The 21,399-nt window shown below is 70.3% G+C and carries 18 protein-coding genes and 1 pseudogene; 8 read left to right on the top strand and 11 right to left on the bottom strand.

Going from position 1 to position 21,399, the window contains the following annotated elements:
- The first annotated feature begins 2 nt into the window (after positions 1 to 2).
- Complete coding sequence (locus RB628_RS27475) at positions 3 to 323, top strand: 4a-hydroxytetrahydrobiopterin dehydratase (protein ID WP_318323202.1); 321 nt, start codon at positions 3 to 5, stop codon at positions 321 to 323.
- A 193-nt stretch (positions 324 to 516) separates the two neighbouring features.
- Here the strand turns inward: RB628_RS27475 and RB628_RS27470 are convergent, their stop codons facing one another.
- Positions 517 to 1,941, bottom strand: coding sequence for a HAMP domain-containing sensor histidine kinase (locus tag RB628_RS27470; RefSeq protein ID WP_318323201.1), 1,425 nt, complete (start codon positions 1,939 to 1,941; stop codon positions 517 to 519).
- Positions 1,942 to 2,679: a response regulator transcription factor gene (locus tag RB628_RS27465; RefSeq protein ID WP_318323220.1), complete on the bottom strand. Its 738-nt coding sequence runs from the start codon at positions 2,677 to 2,679 to the stop codon at positions 1,942 to 1,944.
- An 84-nt stretch (positions 2,680 to 2,763) separates the two neighbouring features.
- Here RB628_RS27465 and RB628_RS27460 point away from each other — a divergent pair, with 84 nt between their 5' ends.
- Entirely contained in the window at positions 2,764 to 3,036 is a 273-nt protein-coding gene (locus tag RB628_RS27460; protein ID WP_318323200.1) for a hypothetical protein, read from the top strand.
- Positions 3,037 to 3,052: 16 nt separating this feature from the next.
- Here RB628_RS27460 and RB628_RS27455 read toward each other — a convergent pair whose 3' ends face one another.
- Complete coding sequence (locus RB628_RS27455; protein ID WP_318323199.1) at positions 3,053 to 3,526, bottom strand: hypothetical protein; 474 nt, start codon at positions 3,524 to 3,526, stop codon at positions 3,053 to 3,055.
- A 158-nt stretch (positions 3,527 to 3,684) separates the two neighbouring features.
- Here RB628_RS27455 and RB628_RS27450 point away from each other — a divergent pair, with 158 nt between their 5' ends.
- A complete protein-coding gene (locus RB628_RS27450; RefSeq protein ID WP_318323198.1) occupies positions 3,685 to 4,026 on the top strand; it encodes a YnfA family protein in 342 nt (113 codons plus the stop codon).
- A gap of 10 nt (positions 4,027 to 4,036) precedes the next feature.
- On the opposite strand, the gene RB628_RS27445 is transcribed toward RB628_RS27450, so the two are convergent.
- Positions 4,037 to 4,471, bottom strand: a complete 435-nt coding sequence (locus tag RB628_RS27445; protein ID WP_318323197.1) for an ester cyclase — start codon at positions 4,469 to 4,471, stop codon at positions 4,037 to 4,039.
- Between the two features lie 243 nt (positions 4,472 to 4,714).
- On the opposite strand from RB628_RS27445, the gene RB628_RS27440 reads away from it, so the two are divergent.
- Positions 4,715 to 5,491 carry an SDR family NAD(P)-dependent oxidoreductase gene (locus tag RB628_RS27440; protein WP_318323196.1) on the top strand — a complete coding sequence of 259 codons (777 nt, stop codon included), beginning with the start codon at positions 4,715 to 4,717 and terminating at the stop codon, positions 5,489 to 5,491.
- Positions 5,491 to 5,655: a hypothetical protein gene (locus RB628_RS27435; protein ID WP_318323195.1), complete on the top strand. Its 165-nt coding sequence runs from the start codon at positions 5,491 to 5,493 to the stop codon at positions 5,653 to 5,655. Before RB628_RS27440 ends, RB628_RS27435 begins: the two co-directional genes overlap by 1 nt.
- Before the next feature lie 21 nt (positions 5,656 to 5,676).
- Here RB628_RS27435 and RB628_RS27430 read toward each other — a convergent pair.
- A pseudogene (locus tag RB628_RS27430) lies at positions 5,677 to 6,857 on the bottom strand (cytochrome P450).
- Positions 6,858 to 7,078: 221 nt separating this feature from the next.
- Positions 7,079 to 8,272 carry an RtcB family protein gene (locus tag RB628_RS27425; protein WP_318323194.1) on the bottom strand — a complete coding sequence of 398 codons (1,194 nt, stop codon included), beginning with the start codon at positions 8,270 to 8,272 and terminating at the stop codon, positions 7,079 to 7,081.
- A 207-nt stretch (positions 8,273 to 8,479) separates the two neighbouring features.
- Between RB628_RS27425 and RB628_RS27420 the strand changes: the two genes are divergently transcribed.
- The 3 genes from RB628_RS27420 to RB628_RS27410 all read left to right on the top strand — a co-directional run bounded on the left by RB628_RS27420 (position 8,480) and on the right by RB628_RS27410 (position 11,880).
- On the top strand, positions 8,480 to 9,322 hold the full coding sequence (locus RB628_RS27420) for a DUF3558 domain-containing protein (protein ID WP_318323193.1): 843 nt from the start codon (positions 8,480 to 8,482) through the stop codon (positions 9,320 to 9,322).
- A gap of 136 nt (positions 9,323 to 9,458) precedes the next feature.
- Positions 9,459 to 10,397, top strand: a complete 939-nt coding sequence (locus tag RB628_RS27415) for a DUF3558 family protein (protein WP_318323192.1) — start codon at positions 9,459 to 9,461, stop codon at positions 10,395 to 10,397.
- A 106-nt stretch (positions 10,398 to 10,503) separates the two neighbouring features.
- Complete coding sequence (locus RB628_RS27410; protein WP_318323219.1) at positions 10,504 to 11,880, top strand: DUF2637 domain-containing protein; 1,377 nt, start codon at positions 10,504 to 10,506, stop codon at positions 11,878 to 11,880.
- A gap of 89 nt (positions 11,881 to 11,969) precedes the next feature.
- Here RB628_RS27410 and RB628_RS27405 read toward each other — a convergent pair whose 3' ends face one another.
- The 5 genes from RB628_RS27405 to lysS form a co-directional block, all read right to left on the bottom strand.
- Positions 11,970 to 14,183, bottom strand: a complete 2,214-nt coding sequence (locus RB628_RS27405) for a trypsin-like serine protease (RefSeq protein ID WP_318323191.1) — start codon at positions 14,181 to 14,183, stop codon at positions 11,970 to 11,972.
- Between the two features lie 47 nt (positions 14,184 to 14,230).
- Positions 14,231 to 14,773: a hypothetical protein gene (locus RB628_RS27400; RefSeq protein WP_318323190.1), complete on the bottom strand. Its 543-nt coding sequence runs from the start codon at positions 14,771 to 14,773 to the stop codon at positions 14,231 to 14,233.
- 204 nt (positions 14,774 to 14,977) lie between these two features.
- On the bottom strand, positions 14,978 to 15,409 hold the full coding sequence (locus RB628_RS27395) for a hypothetical protein (protein WP_318323189.1): 432 nt from the start codon (positions 15,407 to 15,409) through the stop codon (positions 14,978 to 14,980).
- Positions 15,410 to 15,445: 36 nt separating this feature from the next.
- Complete coding sequence (locus RB628_RS27390) at positions 15,446 to 18,733, bottom strand: ALF repeat-containing protein (RefSeq protein ID WP_318323188.1); 3,288 nt, start codon at positions 18,731 to 18,733, stop codon at positions 15,446 to 15,448.
- 376 nt (positions 18,734 to 19,109) lie between these two features.
- Positions 19,110 to 20,870 (bottom strand): lysine--tRNA ligase, encoded by a 1,761-nt coding sequence (lysS, locus tag RB628_RS27385; RefSeq protein WP_318323187.1) that lies wholly within the window; start codon positions 20,868 to 20,870, stop codon positions 19,110 to 19,112.
- Between the last annotated feature and the right edge of the window lie 529 nt (positions 20,871 to 21,399).

The raw sequence follows: 21,399 nt of genomic DNA, 5'->3' as shown, positions 1-21,399 counted from the left end.
GCGTGGCAGACGCACCCGTGCCGCTGACGGAGGACGAGATCGAAGCGGCCCTGCGAGAGGTACCGGGCTGGCGCCGGGAGAGCGATGAGATCACCCGCACGTTCGGCATCCGCTACCACGGTGGAGTGGCGATGATCGTGCACGTTGCCGACGTTGAGCGGCTCATCAGCCACCACGCGGATATCGACCTGCGGTGGGGAAAGGTGCGGTTCGCGATCACGACGCATGATGCCGGACACAGGTTGACGGCCGCCGACTTCGACTTGGCCCGGCGTATCGACGCCATCGCCAAGGCGCACATGGCCGAGCCTCTCGACGACTGACGAGGGGTACACGCTGACGAGTACCGCTGGGCATGACGAAGGCCCCGCTCGAACCGCATCCCGAGTGGGGCCTCTGCATGCGACAGGTCAGCCGAAGCTCCCGTCGATCGTGCCGTTGTCGTAGTAGTCCAACGGCGCCACCAACCTCATGGAAGAACACCGGGGCGCTTCCATCGTCTTAAGGAAGTTACACTCACCCCTCTCCGCCCACCGTGAACCCGATGACCGCCCCGCCCCCGTCCCGCTGGTTGGCGAAGGCCGCACCGCCGTGGGCGATCGCCACCTCGCGGACGATGGACAGCCCGAGTCCCGAACCGGGCAGGCTACGGGCGTCCGCGGCACGGTAGAACCGGTCGAACAGGCGCAGCAGATCGCCCTCGGCGACTCCGGGCCCCCGGTCGAGCACCTCCACCCGGATCGCACCCTGCCGCACGCCCTGCCGGGCCCGCTCCGGCCCGGTGACCACGATCTCGATCGGCGTCGTGCCGCCCCGGTCGAACTTGGCCGCGTTCTCGACGAGGTTGGAGAGCGCGCGCTGGAGCGCGGCGGGACGGGCGTCGGCGGTGGTGTCCCCGCTCGCCCGTACGACGACCTGCCGCCCGGTACGCCGCCGGGCCACCACCGCGACCTCGTCCGCGAGGTCGGCGAGGTCGATCCACTGCTTCGGCCCGGTGTCCGACTGGCCGGCGGCCAGGTCCACCAACTCGTTGACCAGATCGGTGAGTTCGCGCGCCTCCAGGGCGAGGTCGGCGACCAGTTCCTCCCGGGTCGCGGGCGGCAGTTCGTCGATGCGGCGCAGCAGCGAGATGTTCGTACGGAGGGAGGTGAGCGGGGTGCGCAGCTCGTGCCCCGCGTCCTGGACCAGCCGGCGCTGGTCCTCCTCCGACTGGGCGAGCCGACCCAGCATGCGGTCGAAGGACCGGCCGAGGCGGCCCACCTCGTCGGACCCGGCGACCGGCACCTGGATGCCGAGCCGGCGGGTACGGGCGACGTCCTCGGCGGCGGACGCGAGGATACGCAGCCGGTGCGTGATCCGCCGGGCCAGCCACCACCCGAACAACCCGGCCGCGACGACGACCGCGACGACCATCAGGACCGTGCGCTGCTGAAGCTCCCGGAGCAGGTCCTCGGTGTCGCTGAACTCCTGCGCGACCTGCACCGCGCCCCGCCCCTCGCCCCGCTCGCCGCCCAGCGAGACGGTCGCGATGCGGTAGACGTCCTGGCCGACGTCGACGTCCTTGTGCTGCACGGCCAGCCCGGCGACCGGGGAGGCGGCGGTCCGGCGGTCCTCGGCGGTGACGGGCAGCCCCGGACTGCCCTTGTCGACCACCTCTCCCCCCGGCCCGAGCACCTGCACATCGGTACGGCTGGGCCGGACGATGTCGTGCCCCGGCGCGGACGACGAGAAGTCCTGCGGGGTCATCGTGTTGTTCCGCACCTCGTCCTGGAGGTCCTGCACGACCTCGGCGAAGGCGGACTGCTGGTCCACCCGGACCAGCCGCGCGGCGGCGTCGTACGACAGGAACCCGACCAGGACCGTCACCCCTGCCGCGACCGCGGCGAACGACACGGCGAAGGTGGTCCGCAACGAGGCCAGTCCCGCCCTCCGCAGGGTCACTCAGTCCTCCCGGAGGACGTAACCCACGCCTCGCACCGTGTGGATCAGCTGCGACGCGCCCGGCTCGTCGAGCTTGCGGCGCAGATAACCCACGTACACGGCGAGGTTCTTCGAGCCCGGACCGAAGTCGTAGCCCCAGATACGGTCGTAGATCGTGGAGTGGTCGAGGACGATCCCGGCGTTGCGCACCAGCAGTTCCAGCAGCTCGAACTCGGTCCGGGTCAGCTCCACCTCTCGCGCCCCGCGCCACACACGCCGCGCCTGGAGATCCATCCGCAGCCCGGCGGCGGCGAGCTGCCGCTCGGGAACGGTGGGTTCCTTCGGTACGGGGGACACGGTTACGCCGAGAGGGGCGACTCCCCTGGGAAGTCGCTGCTCGCCGGTCCCGGTGCGCCGCAGGAGGGCGCGGAGCCGGGCGAAGACCTCCTCGACGTCGAACGGCTTGACGACGTAGTCGTCGGCGCCCGCGTCCAGGCCGGCGATCCGGTCGGCGGTCTCCACGAGCGCGGTGAGCATCAGGATCGGCGTACGGTCGCCCTCGGCGCGCAGCACCCGGCACACCTGGAGCCCGTCGATGCCGGGCATCATCACGTCCAGGACGAGAACGTCCGGCGGAGTGCGATGCGCCTGGGCGAGCGCCTCGACCCCGTCGGCGACCGCGGTCACCCGGTAGCCCTCCAGCGTCAGGGCCCGCTCCAGGGCGTGGCGGATGGCACGGTCGTCCTCAGCGAGCAGCACGGTTTGCGACACCCGCCCAGTGTGCCAAGGGGGCCTCTTACCCGCCTCTCACCCTCACGGCCGCAGGGCACCCTGGAGAAGCTCGTGGAGGCGTACCGGGTCGAGCACCTCTCCGTCGGCCTCACCCGGTTCGTGGTCAGGGACTGCGGCGGCGACGGGGACTCCGGCACCGAGTTCGACAACGGCTGGGACACGACGTACGCGGCCGAGGTCGTACCGGTCTGGCGGCAGAGCGGCTATCTGACCGGCGACCTGCTCGACGTGTCCGAGTTCCTGCGCACCCTGGACGCCGTACCGCGCTGCGGAGGCACCATCCCGGAGGTGACGGTGGCCCCGCGCGCCGGCCGGAAACGGTAGGCGTCCGCAGCGACCGTCAGAAGTAGTACGCGTCCCCGGTGTCGAGCACGAGCACGCGCTGCTGGTCGTTGTCCCGGTTGCGGTCCACGACATCGCCGCCCCAGACCGTGTCGATCTCCAGCAGCGCCTCGGAGGGCGTGCCCCGCAGCCGCAGCCGGAGCCCGATCTGATCGCCCACACCGTCCGCGGCCAGCGCCCCCGTACGGCACACGACCACCCGCGCCCCGAGCCGCGCACACCCGTGCGGCAACTGCTGACGGGCGGCCAGCGGAGCCGACAGGGTCAGCCGCACGGTCGCGTCGGCGACGGCGGACGGCCCGTGATTGCGCGGGGTCACCCGCAGGTCGAGCCGCCCATGGTCCAGCGAGACGGCCCCGTGATAGGCGAGATCGGCCTCGGGCCCACCGGTGTCGGCACCGGCGAACCCCCCGCCCCCGACCACACCAAGAGCCACCGCACCCGCCACCAGCCCACGCACCCAAACCCTCATGCCCACTCCACTCCTCGCCTCGCCTCGCCCCGAAGACCGTCTTCGAGTGACGAAGCGATATATCCCACCTGACGCGCCCGGCAGGCGCCCTCCAACAGGTGACGGCGACGGTGGAGCTTCGGAGAGGGGACCGAGAGGGGACATGCGAAGCTGCCCCCATGTCGTCAGTGGTCCTCCGCTCCGCAGCCCTCTTCGTGGTCGCCGCCCTGTTCGAGATCGGCGGTGCCTGGCTGGTCTGGCAGGGCGTACGGGAGCACCGCGGCTGGGTGTGGATCGGCGCGGGCGTGCTGGCCCTGGGCGCGTACGGGTTCGTCGCCACGCTCCAGCCCGACGCGGAGTTCGGCCGCATCCTCGCCGCGTACGGCGGTGTCTTCGTCGCCGGTTCACTGGCCTGGGGCATGGTGGCGGACGGCTACCGCCCGGACCGCTGGGACGTGACGGGCGCGCTGATCTGCCTCGCGGGCATGGCCGTGATCATGTACGCCCCGCGAGGCGACTGAACCGGACCTCTCAGGTGAGTTCGTCGGGCAGCAGCCCGAGCTGCCCCAGGAACTCCATCTGGTCGAAGTAGAGCCGGTAGTCGACGATGTGGCCGTCCCGGACGGTCGCGATGTCGACCCCCCGGATGCGGACCTCCTTCTGCGTCGCGGGCAGGTACTCGCCCGAGGGCAACGGGATCGGCCCGGTGTTCCGCCCGCTGAAGTAGCCCTCGTCGACGGCGGTGTCGCCGATCTCGTACGCGTGAACGGACTCGAACGTGGCCTCGGGCAGCGCGTCCGTCATCTGCCGCCAGTACTCGACGATGTTGTCGCGCCCGTGGATCTCCCCGCCGTCGGGGGTGAAGGCGACCGCGTCGGGCGCGTAGAGCTCGGTGACGGCCTTCAGGTCGGACGCCGAGGTGAGCGCCTCCGTGAGCCGGTCCATGACATCGCGTGCTTCTCCCATGATCCACCTCCACTGCCGCGGATCACCCACTCCACATTTTCCCACCACCGCCGCCTCCCGGCAGCCCGGCACCGGCCCACCCCCCGGACACCCCGCCGCCCACCGACCCGGCCTGCCTATCCTGGGCAGCGCAACCCTCACCCCCAGCACCCCCTCACCCCCGCACCCCGTCACCCTCCGCACCCCGTCACCCCCAGCACCCCCAGCACCCCCAGCACCCCCAGCACCCCGAGGAGCAGTCCCATGGCCACCGCCGCCCCGTCCGCCGCCTCCCGCATCGCCGTGGTCACCGGCGCGAGCAGCGGAATCGGCGCCGCGACGGCCCGCCGGCTCGCCGCGGCCGGCTACCGCGTCGTACTGACGGCCCGCCGCAAGGACCGGATCGAGGCGCTGGCCGAGGAGATCACCGCCACGGGCGGCCAGGCCACGGCGTACCCCCTGGACGTCACCGACCGCACGGCCGTGGACGAGTTCGCGACCGCGTTCAAGACGATCGGCGTCCTCGTCAACAACGCGGGCGGCGCACTCGGCGCCGACCCGGTGGCCACCGGCGACCCGGCCGACTGGCGCCAGATGTACGAGACGAACGTCATCGGCACCCTCAACCTCACCCAGGCCCTCCTTCCGGCGCTCACGGCGAGCGGCGACGGCACGATCGTCATCGTCTCCTCCACCGCCGGGCACGGCACGTACGAGGGCGGCGGAGGCTACGTCGCCGCCAAGCACGGCGCCCACGTCCTCGCCGAGACACTGCGCCTGGAGATCGTCGGCACCCCGGTCCGGGTCATCGAGATCGCGCCGGGCATGGTGAAGACTGACGAGTTCGCCCTGACTCGCTTCTCCGGCGACACGGACAGGGCCGCCAAGGTCTACGAGGGCGTCGCCGAACCCCTCACCGCGGACGACGTGGCGGACACGATCACCTGGACGGTCACCCGCCCGAGCCACGTCAACGTCGACCTCCTGGTCCTGCGCCCCCGCGCGCAGGCGTCCAACACGAAGGTCCACAGGGACGCGTGATGACGGACGACGCGGAGCAGACGAACGCCAGGGACCAGGAGCAGAAGCACCTGGCCCTGGAGAAGAAACGCGAACGCATCGTCTGGTTCTACCTCGCGTACTTCCTCTTCGGCATCCACCTCGTGGCGTTCGTGATGATCTACGCGGTGACCCACGCGGAGTAACACCCCTACGGGGGACGCTGGTTACCAGGCGACCGGCAACTCGTACACCCCGTACACGATGCCGTCGTTTCTGAACGGGACCCTCTCCAGCCCGGTGGCCAGGCGTAGGTCGGGGATACGGCGGAACAACGTGCCGTAGACCACCTGGAGTTCGAGGCGGGCCAGCGGCTGGCCCAGGCACTGGTGGATGCCGAAGCCGAAGGCCATGTGACGGCGGGCGTCGCGGGTGACGTCCAGCTTCTTCGGGTCGGGGAACGGTCCGCGTCCCAATTGCCGGTCGCACCGGGGATGATGACGCCCTCACCGGCCCGGACGAGCTGCCCGCCGACCTCCAGATCCTCCAGCGCCAGCCGGCGCTGCCCACTGTGAACGACCGTCAGGTAACGCAGCATCTCCTCCGCGGCGCTCGCCAGAACCTTCGGATCGTCCGAGTCGCGGACGATCGCGAGCTGCTCGGGGTGCTCCAGAAACGCCAGGCCCCCCAGCGCGATCATGTTCGCGCTCGTCTCATGACCGGCGCCGAGCAGCAACTGGCCCAGCATGACGGCTTCGAGGCGGGTGAGATCGCCCGCCTGGAACCGCGCGCCCAGCTCGGAGAGCATGTCGTCGGCGGGATCCGCGATCTTCCTGTCCAACTGCCGGTCCAGGTACTGGAAGAGGGCACCACTGGCGGTCCGCACCTCCTCCGGCGTCACGTCCCGGCGCAGACCGACCTTGCTGTTGCTCTGGAAGAAGTCGTGGTCCTCGTACGGCACGCCGAGCAGCTCGCAGATCACCAGCGACGGCAGCGGAAGGGCCAGCGCCTCGACGAGATCCACCGGGTTGGGACCCGCCAGCATCCCGTCGATCAGCTCGTCCGTCGCCCGCTGGATCGCCGGCCGCAGCGCCTCGATCCGCCTGACGGCGAACGAGGCCGTCACCATCCGGCGGATACGGGCGTGGTCGGGGTCGTCCATGTTGAGGAACGACGGCGGCGTCTTGGCCGCGACCTCCCGGAACGCCTCGTTGAGATACGGAAACCCCGGCCGGGTCGTGTCGACACTGAGCCGCTGATCGCCGTAGAGGGCACGCTGATCCTCGTAGCGAGTGACGAGCCAGTGCGTACTCCCGTCCCACAGCCGAACCTTGGACACCGGTTCCTCGGCATCCCGCCTCAGCAGCTCCGGGGGCGGGTTGAACGGACAGGCGGAATCCCGGGGCATGGGAAACTCGGAGATTTCCTCAACCGGTTCGTGTGCAGGGGAAGTTGTCACAGCGCCGACGCTCCTCGTGGTGGGGGACAAGGACGTGCGGCGCCATCGAATCGCGCCTCCCTGACAAACCCCGGACAGGAACCTGACGGCACGCATCCGTGACCGAGGTCACGCCGAAGTCATGCCGCCAGGCCCGGCCCCGCACACGCGAGGACGAACGCCTCCCGCACTCAGCCCTTCACACAGACGACCTGCTTCAGCTTCGCCACGACCTCCACCAGATCCCGCTGCTGGTCGATGACCTGCTCGATCGGCTTGTAGGCTCCCGGGATCTCGTCCACGACACCGGAGTCCTTACGGCACTCCACGCCCCGCGTCTGCTCCTCCAGGTCCTTCGTCGAGAAGCGCCGCTTCGCCGCGGCACGGCTCATACGCCGACCGGCACCGTGGGACGCCGAGTTGAAGGCCTTCTCGTTCCCGAGGCCCTTCACGATGTACGAACCCGTGCCCATCGAGCCCGGGATGATCCCGTACTCGCCGGAGCCGGCCCGGATCGCACCCTTGCGGGTGACGAGGAGATCCATGCCTTCGTACCGTTCCTCGGACACGTAGTTGTGGTGAGCGCTGATCTCGGGTTCGAAGGTCGGCTTCGCCTTCCGGAACTCCTTGAGGATCACGTTTTTCAGGAGCGCCATCATGATCGAGCGGTTGTACTTCGCGTACTCCTGCGCCCAGAAGAGGTCGTTGCGATAGGCCGCCATCTGCGGGGTGTCCGCGATGAAGACGGCGAGGTCGCGGTCGACCAGCCCCTGGTTGTGCGGGAGCTTCTGGGCCACTCCTATGTGGAAATCGGCCAGTTCCTTGCCGATGTTGCGGGAACCGGAGTGCAGCATCAGCCAGACATGTCCGTCCGTATCCGTGCACACCTCGACAAAATGGTTTCCTCCGCCGAGCGTTCCGATCTGCTTTGTGGCGCGTTCCTCACGGAACTTGACCGCCTCCGCGACCCCGTCGAACCGCCCCCAGAAGTCGTCCCACCCCCCGGTGACGAACCCATGCAGCCGCCCCGGATCGACGGGACTGTCGTGCATCCCCCGCCCCACCGGAATCGCCTCCTCGACCTTCGACCGCAGCCGCGACAGGTCACTCGGCAGGTCGTTGGCCGTCAGCGACGTCTTGACGGCCGACATTCCGCAGCCGATGTCCACCCCCACCGCGGCCGGGCACACCGCACCCTGCATCGCGATGACCGACCCGACGGTCGCCCCCTTGCCGAAGTGGACGTCCGGCATGACGGCGAGACCCTTGATCCACGGCAGCGTCGACACGTTCCGCAGCTGCTGCATCGCGACGTCCTCGACCGACGCCGGATCGGCCCACATACGGATGGGAACCTTCGCGCCCGGCACTTCCACGTACGACATGTCGCCCTCATTCCCCCGAAAAACCAACAGAAGTCTCTAATCGCAAAACCGTCGCCAAGGTCAACGAAAGGGATGCCGGACCGGCGTTCACGGTGGTGCGTGCGATACACATTGTCTGCCGGTGACGCCCCCGCGCGGCAAGTGATTAACCAGCGGGGACACTGGAGCAAGCACCGCCCCGCAAAGATCGTCGAGAGGAACCTGACCGTGCAGCGGAAGGCCTACGTCCCCGGCGTCGCCGCCCTCATCGCGGCGCTGCTGGCCGGCTGCACCGGCGGCTCGGGCAGCGGTGACACCGCCGAGGACTCCAAGCCCGGCGACGCCGGCACCACGACCGCCGCGGCCCAGCCCGGCCGGTACCTCACGCTCCCCGAGCCCTGCGGCGCGATCAGCAACGACGCCCTCGACTCGCTGCTGCCCGGCATCGGACAGCTCACGGACGAGGATCAGCGCGAGCAGGCCTACGCGGGCGAGTCGACCCTGACGTACAACACGGACCGCAAGGTCGGCTGCCGTTGGAAGGTGGAGTCCACGGACGCCACCGACCATCTCCTCGTCGACCTCGAACGGGTCGTTTCGTACGACAACTCCGTGAGCGACGACAGCAAGGCGACGGAGCTCTTCGCGATCAAGGTGGCGGACGCCGACCTCCCCGAGCCCGTCACTTCCGCCACCCCCACCGAGTCCGCGTCCCCTTCCGCGTCCGGCTCCGCCTCCCCTTCCGCCTCCGCCACCTCCACCTCCACCAACGCGGCCTCGGCCTCGGCCTCCGTCTCCCCCGACGCGGACGCCGACGCCGAGTCGGCCGCCGCACTGCAGCCCCGTCTCCTCGACGGTCTCGGCGACGAGGCGTTCCTCGACGACGAGCTGAACGCCGCCGGTTCAACGGCCCAGCAGCGCACGGTAACTGTGGCGTTCCGCACGTCCAACGTCATCGTGACCATCGAGTACGTCGAGCAGCCGAGGACGCTCGGCACGGCGCCGGACAGCAAGGAAATGCAGGACAGGGCGCGGAAACTGGCCTCGCAGTTCGCTGGCGCGTTCGACTGAGAGGCGGCCCGCGTCCTCTCGTACCGGCCGTCCGCGAAGGGACCGAAGCAAGGCCGCGTGCGCCGCTCACCGCGTACCGTGGCCCCTCGGACCCGATCCGACCGCAGGAACCGAGAGCCGCAGGAACCCCAGCGCGATGAGTGAAGGAACCATGCACCGACCCGCACAGCGAGACCAGCGCCGCCGGACCGCCACAGTGACGACGAAGCGACGCCGGCGCGCTCTCGCCGCCCTCACTGGCGTCCCCGTCCTCCTCCTGGTGGCTGCCGGCTGCTCCTCCGACTCGGGGTCCGGTTCCGGGTCGGGATCCGGTTCCGCCGACGACGCGGCGAAGGGGACGAGCACCGGTGCGGGCGAGACGGTGAGCGCGTCTCCGACCGTGCAGGCGGCGGCGTACCAGAAGCTTCCGGAACCGTGCGCGGTACTGACGACGAAGACGCTGGAGGACCTCGTCCCGAAGGGTGTGAAGTCGGGCAAGGAAGGTTCGTCCAACGACGTCTCGACGCGCGGCAGTTGCTCCTGGACGAGCCTCGTCAACAACGGTGTGAAGGGTTCCCAGTTCCGCTGGCTGAACGTGTCCCTGCTGCGCTTCGAGTCGACCGCCACGCGCGGCTCCGGCAACGAGCTGGCGCAGGCGTACTACGAGAGCCAGGTGGAGGACGCCCAGTCGGTGGCGGGTGCGAAGAACGTCGCCTCGGAGCCGGTTGCCGGGGCGGGCGACGACGCGACGTCGGTGCGCTACGACCTGAAGAAGAAGGAAGGGTCCTTCCGGCAGCAGACGGTCGTGGTCCGGGCCGAGAACGTCGTCGTGACCCTCGACTACAACGGTGCCGGGCTCGCGGGCGAGAAGACGCCGAGCGCGGACAGTCTGGCGAAGGCCGCGGCGAAGGCCGTCAAGGAGGCCGTCGCGAAGGTGTCGTCGGAGAACGGCGAGGGCGGCGCGGCCACCCCCGTTCCCTCCAACTCCCCTACGGGGTCGGCGAGTTCATCGGCGAAGCCGAGCGCGTCTTCGTCAAAGGCATCCGCCGGGTCGGCATCCACGTCGCCTTCTTCCTCGGCATCGAAGAAGAACTGACTTTGTCTCGGCAATACGTACGCCGCACACATGTGCCACCCTGTTGCGCGCAACAACACGCACTGGGAGGGGAGCACGGGTGGCCGCGCCACTGCAGCTGACACGAATGCACCGGGTTCTCATCGGCGTGGTCGTCGCCGGTGCGGTGGTCATCGCCGGGATCGGCTTCGCGGGGTCGTACGCCGCCGTCCGCGAACTGGCCCTCCAGAAGGGCTTCGGGAACTTCTCGTACGTCTTCCCGATCGGCATCGACGCGGGCATCTGCGTCCTGCTCGCCCTGGACCTTCTCCTCACCTGGATCAGGATCCCGTTCCCGCTGCTGCGCCAGACGGCGTGGCTGCTGACGATGGCGACGATCGCGTTCAACGGCGCGGCGGCCTGGCCGGACCCGCTGGGCGTCGGCATGCACGCCGTCATCCCCATCCTGTTCGTGGTCTCGGTGGAGGCGGCCCGGCACGCCATCGGCCGGATGGCGGACATCACGGCGGACAAGCACATGGAGGGCGTCCGCCTGACCCGCTGGCTGCTGTCCCCCCTGCCGACGTTTCTCCTCTGGCGCCGGATGAAGCTGTGGGAGCTGCGCTCCTACGACCAGGTCATCAAGCTGGAGCAGGAACGTCTCGTCTACCAGGCCCGCCTGCACGCCCGCTTCGGCCGGGCCTGGCGGCGCAAGGCCCCGGTGGAGTCCCTGATGCCGCTGCGCCTGGCGCGCTACGGCGTCCCGCTCGCGGAGACGGCCGCCTCGGGCCTGGCCGCGGCGGGCATCGAACCGGCACTGCTGCCTCCGGCCCCGGCTCCGCAGCCTGCCCTGGCGGCAGGCGACCAGGGCGCGAGCACGCGCACCCCGGAGGCGGCGCCCGCCGTACAGACCAACCCGGCGCCCGCCCAGGAGCAGCGCCCCGCTCCCGAGGGCGGCGAACGCCCCGGGCAGCCGGACCAGGCCGAGCCCCAGAATCCGTGGCTCCAGGCGCGGGACCCCCGGGCCATCGCGTATCAGGGCGGGTACGACCCGACCTACGACCCCGAGACCGCGTACAACGAGTGGTACGACGAGCAGCGGCAGGCCGAACAGTACGAGCAGTACGAGGCCCAGCAGCAGTTCGAGGAGCAACAGCGTCTCGACGAGCAACAGCGTTTCGAGCAGCAGCGTTTCGAGCAGCGGATGTTCCCGCAGCAGTACGAGGAGCCGCCGGTCTCCGCGCCGGAGCCCTCTCCGGAGGACACCGGTACCTTCCCGATCCCGGCCGGCCCGGGCCGCACCCGTGAGATGGGGGCGGGCGGCGGCAGCCCGGAGCCGACGGAGGAGGACTACTACCTGGTCTTCAAGAAGTCGATAGACGGCAGCTACCCGACCTCGGGCCAGTTCAGGGGTGATGTGGAAGCGACGTACGGCACCATGATCCCGCAGCGCGAGGCCGACCGGATGGTCAACCGCTTCACCAACCGCCACACGGCGGAGCTGCAGGACGACCACATCGCGTAGTCCCTTTCAACCTGCACACGTCTACCGCTGTACGAAGGCTGGGGCGCCCGGAGAACTCCGGGGCGCCCCAGCCTTCGTATCCGCGGGTCCTAGCGGGCCGCGAAGCCGAAGCGGTCGCCGACGGCCGGGAGGCCGCCGGTGCCGGGCTGGTAGACCGTCACGGCGGCGACGGTGCCGCCGGCGGTGACGTTGGAGTGGGGCAGGGCGTAAAGGGTGCCGTAGGTGTTGGGGCCGAGCGGCATGCCCACGTACAGCTTGGTGCCGGTGTAGTGGATGCTGCTGCCGAGCTGCTGGGCGGCGCCGGGGGTGCCGGGGATGCCGTCACCGTCGCCCACCTCCAGCCAGCGGTCGTTCGCGCCGGGGGCGCCCAGCAGGGAGAAGGTGTGGACGGCGCCCGCGTTGTCGGCGGTGCCGATGGCCTCGTTGGGGTCGCCGACGGCCAGTTTCATCGTCGCCGTGGTACTGACGGCACGCGGCGCGGTGTTGATGGCCGACAGGGCGACGCCCATGCGGTCGCCGGCCTCGGAGGTGCCGGCGACGTCGTCGTCGCCGGTGCCCTGGGAGATGGCGTTGAGCTGGGTGTAGGTGCCGGCGGCGGTGATACGGAAGGTGAGGACGGTGCCGGTGTCGGCCTTGGCGACGCCGGCGATGGTGAGGTCCTCGCCGGGCGCGCCGACCGCCAGGATCGACTCGCTGGCACTGGCCGCGCCGGAGGGGCGATAGGGGGCCAGGGCCAGGGAGTAGCCGAACTGGTCGCCCGCCTCGGCGCCGCCGGAGACCGTGTCGAGGTCCTGGTCGAGGCCGAACTTCGGCGTGGGCATTCCCGCGGAGGTCAGCGTGTGTGAGAACACGGCCAGGTTGCCGGCGCCGGCGTCCGCGCCGATGGCCTCGCCGGGCGCGCCGATGGCGAAGAAGTTGGGGTCGGCCGCGACCGCGCCGCCGAAGCCGTCGTTGGCCTCCACCGCGCCGGGAACGCCGGCGCTGTCCTGGTTGATGGTGACGCTGGTGGTGCCGTGCACGTAGAAGGCAGCGCCGGCCTTGGCGACGGTGCCGACCGCCTCACCGGGGACGCCGATCACCACGAACGGTTCGCCCGTGGCGGTGGTGCCGGCGGCGACGGAGTCGCCCATGCGGTCGCCGGTCTCACTGGGCGAGGCGAGGATGCCGCCGGTGCCGGAGCCCTGCTCCAGGTGGGTGTTCTTCCTGGTGCCGGTGCCGAGGCCGCCGGGGGCGCCGTGCAGGATGTCGACCATTCCGGCGTCGACGACGGTGCCGATGTCCTCCGCGGGGGTGCCGACGACCAGGTCGGTGCAGCCGTCCTCGTCGTAGTCGACGGTGGAAAGAGACTCGCCGAACCAGTCGCTGGGCTCGGCGCCACCGGGCACCCAGTCGAGGTCCTGGTTGATCTCTGCGGTGCCCTTGCCGCCGCCGTAGACGATCCGTACGACGCCCGCGGCCGCGTCGCCGCCGACGGTGGCACGCGGGTCGGAGACCGCGATGTCCTCAACGGCGTCACAGTTGAAGTCGGTGATGCGGACGGCGCCGGTCCTGGAGTTCACCCAGGAGGCGAGGTCGTCGACGCGGGTGGCGATGCCACCGGTGCGGGTCTCGGCGGTGTCGATGCCGAAGCAGCCGCCCTGGTAGGACTGGCTGCTCAGGGCAGCCAGCTGGGCGGTGCCGTTGACCGTGCGCACCAGGGGGCCGCCGGTGTCGCCCATGCAGGCGGCCGCGCCGTCCTTGCCGGTGAGCGTGGCGGAGGTGGCGGTGGAGGCGTCCACGGAGAAGGCGCCGGTGTGCAGGCTGAGCGGCGCCCACTCGGTCGTACTGCGGCCGAACCCGGCCAGGGTGAGCTCCTCACCGGCGGTGGGCGCGGCGGTTGCCAGGGCGACCGGACTGACGTTGGTGACCGGGCGGTTGAGCCGGGCCAGCACCGCGTCGCGGTCGGTACGGGGGACCAGCTCGACGATCTGGCGGACGGCGCCGCCGGTGCCGGACAGGTCGGCGCGGCCAATGGTCGCGGTGGTCCTGAGGGCGGGCTTGCCCGCGGGCACGGTGAGGCCGGCGGCCGGGTTGTCGACGAAGCAGCTGGCGGCGGTGAGCAGCCATTCGCGGTCGACGAGGACGCCGGAGCAGCCGCGGTCGTGGTCGCCGACGGTGACCTGCGCGGTGTACGCGTAGGTGGTGTCGGAGGAGGGGGCTGCGGGGCCGGTGACAGCGGCGGCGGAGCCGGCGGCGAGCGCTGCGGAGCCGAGGGTCAGGGTGGCGGCCAGTGCGGCGAGGCGCACGGGTCTGGTGTGTCGCATGAATGGGTTCCTTGGTGGCAGATCTGACAGGAGGACTCGGCTGGGCGCTACTTGGAGGTCCTGAGCTCGACGAGCGTCCACTTGCGGGTCTGCTCGTCCGCGGTCTCGCCGACCGGGGTCCAGGTGTTCTTCTCGATGTCGTACGTCTGTTCCTCGGTGTCGACAGTCATGTCGGCCTGAGTGGTGTAGTCGTTGCCCTTGATGAGGTAGACGGAGGGAAGCTCCAGGGTCAGCCAGCCGGAGGTGCCCTTGACGTCGAAACAGACCTTGCTCCGGTCTCGCGCCATGACCTCGAGCTGGCCGGTGCCGGTCACGCAGTCGGCCAGCGTGATGTGACCGTCCCCGCGCTTGAGCACGATGTTCTTCTCCGCGAGGATCTTGTCCGCCTGCGGGTAGTTGAAGTTCTCCACCGCGTAACCCGGGGCCTCGTCCGCGACGGACACGACCGGCCCGGAGCCGGTGCTCTCCTGGGCGGGGGCGCCGTCCGCCACCGTGACCCAGGCCAGGGCGCCCGCTGCCGCGGCCGCCAGCGCGGTGCCTATGAGTCTCTTCCGGTGGGCCTTCGCCGGCTCTACGGCACGTACCTTCATTGCAATCCTCACTTGTCCGCTCCGGCAGATATCCGAAGTGTTTTTGCGCGCGGGTGTGAGGGCACCGAAATTAATGCGCAGTACCCCCACATTCGACGTGCGACACGACAGAGGCATACGAGTAGCCCCGCCTCGTGCACGCATCTTGAAATGCTTCTGCGTTACGGTTTCTTATGGAGATTCAGGCAACGATCCGCCCGGATATCACCGTGTCAATGCGAATGCGGCGACGAGCATGGCGATCACGGCGAATACGCAGAACACGATTTGCCAGCTCGGGATGTCGTACTTTTCCCGCGTCACGCCCTCACCGATCTCGCGGGCGTACGTCATGAACAGCTTGCGGCTCGGCAACAGCCCGATTGTCAGTCCGATCAGGGCGAACGCGTACAGAGCGAGCATGGCTGTCAGCTCGAACCCGCGGAACCGGCCGACCGCGACCGCGCCGATGCCACACCCCACGATGATGACCGGATAAACCGTCCGGAACTTCGGGAGGGGGATCCACTTCGCCATGGCAGAGCAGTGGACCACGGTGGCCGCCGTGGCCATCAGCCACAGCCACCCGACGGCAAGGGACGCGAGCACGAGCGCGGTGTCCTTTCGAGAGGAGACACAGGGGCCGGCGACGGACACCGGCTCCTGCCTGTCGGCATACGGGACGCTGCCCGCCTATCCGAAGAGCGACCCGATGAGACCGGTGACCGGGGAAATGAGGTCGGAGCCGCCCTGCGTGATCTTCTGGGTCAGGGGAGACACCAATCCTTCGGTGACCGAACCGATCCACTTGGACTGGCCGAAGGTGAGGAGACCCAGGGATGCTCCCATGGCGGCGGTGGCGAACTCGATACTGTCGAACCCGTTCTCGATACCCGTGAACACGGCGCTGACTCCGCCGGTCGCGACGGATATCCAGCCGAAGGCCGCCGCGAAGGGGGCCAGCGGGGGGAACCAGAGGCTCGCGAGGCCGAGGCCGGCGGCGATGAACCCGGTGCCGATGCTGATCCAGTTGAACGCGTCGGCGTAGAACCCGGCGTCGTTCCACCACTCGTCACTGTCGCCGCTGGTGCCGTTCGAGTTGACCTTGTCGTTGGTCGAGCTGTCGGCCGGGTCCTTCCCGCTCTCCCGGGCCTTCGCGGCGTCCTCGGCGGCCTTGCGCGCGGCCTCCGCCGCCTCGGCCCTCCGCTTCACGACTACGATGCGGCGGGCGTCGCTGGCCGCGGCAGCCGCCGTCCGCTCGTCCCGGCCCGCCTGGAGCTCGGACTGACGGGCGCTCGCGGCCGAGGCCTGGGCACTGTAGGCGGACTGAAGGGCGGAGCGAGCCGAGTCGATCGCCCTGTTCGCCGAGTAGTTCGCCGAACGGGCCGCGCCACGTGCGGTCGCCGCCGCCGCTTTGGCGGTGCTCGCCGAGGCCCGGGCGTCGGCGGCGGACTTGTCGGCCGCGTCGGCGTAGTTCCGCGCCTCAGTGGCGTAGCCCGCGGCCTTCTCCTTCGAAGCCAAGGCCCTGTTCGCCCACTGCGCCGCCTCGGCCGCCGCCTGACGGGCCTCCGCCGCCGCCTTCGACGCCAGCGCCGCGTCCTCCTGCGCCTTCTGCGCGATCTTCGCCGCTGCCGCGATCGCACCGCGGATCGCCGCGATGTGGGCTGCCGAGTCGTAGTCGAGCTGGGCCGTCTTGAACTGGGCGAGGTGGACGAAGTTTCGGCGGAACCACGTCGGACCCTCCAGGGCGACCTCGGCGTGTGCCTTGGTGTAGGCACCGCCGCTGTTGAGGAGCGTCGCGACGGCGACCGCGTCGTCCTCCCGGATCGCGTCCGGGTAGACGGTGTCGAAGAAGTCCTGCAGCGCCTGCGCGGTGTTCGTGTCGAGCGCGGCCTGGGCGGCCGCCTTGACGGCGGAACCGGGTCTGTCATTGAGGATGCGGGCGATGTTGACGCGGTAGTCGTCCGCGGCGGCCTCGATCGCCCCCGTGGTAAGGAAGTTCCGCGCTGCGTCGGAGGCGTCACTCGCCAGCGCCGCGTACGCCGCCTGTCCGATGTTGGGGGCGGAGATCCGGGCGAGGTGGAGGGCGGTCTCGCGGTCGTCCTGCCCCTGAGCGAGAGACCGGTCGGTGTCGACCCAGGCGTGTACGTCGGCTTCGGTGCCGGACAGGGCGAACTGCGCGGCCTCCCGGGTCCAGGCACCCTGCGACTGCACGAGGCCGACGGCGGCCTTGCGGCCGAGGGTGGCGGCCAGTGCCAGGTTGCTGCCTGCCAGGGCCTGCTCGGCACCGGTGATCAGGTCCTTGACGGCCTGCTCGGTCTGCTGCGCCTGCGTGCGCTTGTTCTCGTACTCGGCCTTCTCCTCCGCCTCGATCTCGGCAAGCAGTCTGGCCTCGTCGAGACCCTGCAGCTTGTCCTCTTCCAGCCTCGCCAACTCCGCGTCCCGCGCGGCCTTCTCCACCGCGATGGCGTCCTCGACGGCCTTGGTGGCGGTGTTGGCGGCCTTGACCGCCTCGGCGGCGTGGGCAGTGGACTTGTTCGCGTAGTCGAGCGCCTGGCCTGCGTACTTGACCGCCTCGTCAGCCGCGTCCGCCGCCTTCTCGGCGTGTGCCGCCGCGGAGTTGGCGGCGTCGCGCGCCGTGCGCGCCGCCGTCGCGGCCGCGCTGGCCAGTGCCTGTGCGGCGGAGGCTGCGTTGGTGGCGCGGTTCGCGGCGCTGCTGGCGATCGCGGCCTGACGCCTGGCCTCCGCGGCCTCGGCCTGCGCCGCGCCCGAGGCGGCGGCGGCCTGCGCCGAGGCGGCGGCGGCCGCGGCCGCGTTGCGGGACGCGGAGGCGGCCGAGGCACCGGCGTTGGCCGCCTGTTCACCGGCGACCGCCGCGTAGTTGGCGGCGGTCGCCGCCGAGCGCGCCTTGGCGGCGGCGTTGCGGGCCGCGACGGCGGCGTCCTTTGCCGCCGCTGTCTTGGAGGCGTCCTTGGACGCGCCGATCGCCGCGTTGTACGCACGGGAGGCGGCGTTACCGGCGGTCGCGGCGGCCTGGGCGGCCGCGGTCGCGGCCCAGGAGGCCCGACGTGACGCGGTGATGGCGGCGTGCGAGGCACTGATCGCGTTGCGGGCGGCATTCGCCGCGCCCTTGGCGGCACTGGCCGCCTTGCGGGCCGCAGCGCCGGCCTTCTGTACGTCGTCCTTGGCCGCGTCGGCTTCCGCAGCCGCCTTCTCGGCGGCCTCCTTCGCCTTCAGCGCGGCGGTCTTCGCCCGCTCGGAGGCTTCGACGGCCAGGTCGGTCTGGGACTGCGCACGCCTGCCCTCCCGCTCGACCACGGCGACGAGTTCCTCGATCGTCGCCGACTCCTGGTCCCGGGCGCGGGCGATGTGCTGGCCGGTGTCGAGGAACCACTGCAGGTCCGTCGCAGTGCCGCTGAGGGCCCGGTCGGCGTACTTCTGCACCTCGGGACCGCCGTTGAACAGCAGGGTGGCGATCTCCACCTGCATGTCCTCCTGGCGGGCGGTGAACTGCCCCTCGGTGAGGAAGTCGCCCAGAGCCGCCCGGGTGCCCACGTCCAGGGCGGCGGAGGCGTCCCGCTTGACCGCCTTGCCCCCGACGTTCGAGACGGTGGCCGTGGCCACCTGGAGGTCCTCGACCAGGGCGGACTTGTAGCCGCCGTCGAGGAAGGCCGCGATGTCACTGTCGCCGTTGTTGAGGGCCTCTACGGCCTCACGGCGCAGTCCCGTGCCCGCCTTGGCCAGGTAGGTGGCGACGGCGACGCGGTTGTCCTCCGCGGTCGTCCTCGCGAGCGTCTCGGTCAGGAAGGTCTGAATGTCCGCGTCGGTGCCGTAGAGCGCGTCGGCCGCGGCTGCCTTGACGGCCTCTCCGCCGTTGTGCCACGCCTTGACGACCTTCGCCCGGTCAGTGTCCGGCAGCGCCAGCGGACCGGGCGTCTCGCCCTCCGTGGTGGCGGCGCGGGCCACTGGAGCCAGGACCATGGGTGAGGCGGTGGCAGCGGTTATGCCTGCGAGAGTGCCGAGAACACGGCGCCTGCTCCAGAACGCTGTTTGCATATGAATGTTTTTTTCCCCGTCGTGTATGCCCGAGAGGCGGTCAGCGATGACTGACGCGCCAGGCTCCCCGTTCGCCTGGGCTGTTCACGTGTGACACGCAGAAGGCTTTGGGGCCCCTGTGCGGCGAAGCGAACATATACCAACGGGAGTTCGGAGGAAAAGAGTTTGATGTTCGCATGCAGATTTCACCAACAGATCACCATCTACAACAATCAGCCCGGTTTCAGGGGATGCAGCAGGCATCAACGACAGGGGTCCCGGCGTAACACGCCGGGACCCCTGTCTTCACAAAAGGAACGGTTTACTCCCCGAGCAACCCGCGCACCCGCTCCTGCCCCACAGCAAGGAGCAGCGTGGGCAGACGGGGACCGGTGTCCCGCCCGACGAGCAGGTGGTACAGCAGGGCGAAGAACGTGCGCTGGGCGACCTTGATCTCGGCCGGGAGTTCCTTCGGCGTGGCGTCGGCGGAGAAGCCGGCCTGGACCTTGGGCACGCCGTAGACGAGATGCGTGAGCCCGTCGAGCGACCAGTTGTCGGCAAGTCCGTCCGCGAGAAGCCGCAACGACTGCCGCCCCTGCTCGTCGAGGGACTTGATCAGCTCGGTGTCGGGCTCGTCACGCACAACGGTCCGCTGATCGGCCGGCACCTGCGTGTTGATCCATGCCTCGGCCTTGTCGAGCCGGGGCCGCACCTCGTCGAGCGAGGAGAGCGGATCGGCAGGGTCCAGCTCACCGAGAATCCGCAGCGTCTGGTCCTCGGCACCGGCGGTGATGTCGGCGACGGAGGCCAACGTCCGGTACGGCAACGCCCGTGCCGTACGCGGCAGTTCGCCCCCGGCGGTACGGACCGCACGCGAGTGCGCGGCGACGTCCGCCGGCAGCGCGGAGCCGTCGGCGACCTTGGCGTCGAGCTTGTCCCACTCGTCGTAGAGCCGCTGGATCTCCTGGTCGAAGGCGATCTTGAACGACTGGTTGGGCCGCCGGCGGGCGTACAGCCAGCGCAGGATCTGCGGCTCCATGATCTTCAGCGCGTCGCCGGGCGTGGGCACGCCGCCCTTGCTGCTGGACATCTTGGCCATGCCGCTGATGCCGACGAAGGCGTACATGGGCCCGATCGGCTGCTCGCCGCCGAAGACACTGCCGACGATCTGCCCGCCGACCTGGAACGAGGACCCCGGAGACGAGTGATCGACACCGCTCGGCTCGAAGATCACGCCCTCGTACGCCCAGCGCATCGGCCAGTCGACCTTCCAGACCAGCTTGCCGCGGTTGAACTCGCTCAGCAGTACGGTCTCGGAGAACCCGCAGGCGGTGCAGGTGTACGCCAGCTCGGTGGTGTCGTCGTCGTAGGCGGTGACGGTGGTGAGGTCCTTGCCGCACCCACCACAGAAGGGCTTGTACGGAAAGTACCCGGCGGACCCGGAACTCCCGTCGTCCTCCCCGGCGGCCCCGGACCCTTCGGCGGCCTCGAGCTCGGCGTCGTCGACAGGCTTCTGGGACTGCTGAGGCTTCTTGCCGGGATTGCCGGGGGCCTTCTTGGTCCGGTACTGGTCGAGGATCGCGTCGATGTCACCCCGGTGCCTCATGGCGTGCAGGATCTGCTCGCGATAGACACCCGAGGTGTACTGCGCGGTCTGGCTGATCCCGTCGAACTCGACACCGAGCTCGGCGAGCGCGTCGACCATCGCGGCCTTGAAGTGCTCGGCCCAGCTGGGGTGGGTGGACCCCTTGGGCGCCGGTACGGAGGTCAGCGGCCGTCCGATGTGCTCGCTCCAGGAGGAGTCCACACCGTCGACCCCGTTGGGCACCTTGCGGTAACGGTCGTAGTCGTCCCAGGAGATCAGGTGCCGGACCTCGAACCCCCGGCGCCGGATCTCGTCGGCGACAAGATGCGGGGTCATGACCTCGCGCAGATTCCCCAGGTGAATGGGCCCGGAGGGAGACAGCCCGGACGCGACGACGACAGGTTTCCCGGGGGCTCGACGCTCCGACTCCTCGATGACCTCATCCGCGAAACGGGAGACCCAGTCGGTGGTCTCGGTGCTCTGAGCCACGATCGGCACGTCCTCTTTTTCTGAGAGTTCCTCAAGGTCAGCCGGTACGGTAGGACGGCTGACCGGTCCATTCTCCCAGGTGGCCCCAGAACCACGAAAACGGGTTTCCAGCGAGCCGCGCCCAAGGCACCCTGTGGCCCAGCGCTCTCCCCCACCCACCCGCCCCGCCGCTTCTACAACCCAGGCGGCACCCCTCAGGCACGGGTCGATCCCCCAACACCGGCCCGCACCCCCCGCACCTCCCACACCGGCCCGCACCTCCAGCACGGCCGGGCGCCCCCAGCCGCCCGCACACCCCAGCCCCTCCAGCGCGGCCCGCACACCACAGCCCGCCCGCACCCCAGCCCCTCCAACACCGGCCCGCACCCCCTACACGGCCGGGCACCCCCAGCGCGGCCGGCACCCCCAGCCCCTCCAGCGCGGCCCACATCCCCCAGCACCCCCCGCACCCCCAACACCGGCCCGCACCCCCTACACGGCCGGGCACCCCCAGCCCGTCCGGCGTTTGAGGACAAGGCCCGTTCAGGGCCGTAGGGGG

Origin of the sequence: Streptomyces sp. ADMS (assembly GCF_033441795.1) — a bacterium.
In the GTDB taxonomy this organism is placed as follows: Bacteria; Actinomycetota; Actinomycetes; order Streptomycetales; family Streptomycetaceae; genus Streptomyces.
The sequence above is the reverse complement of the archived record's forward strand: the minus strand, read 5'-3'. Positions and strand labels throughout refer to the sequence as shown.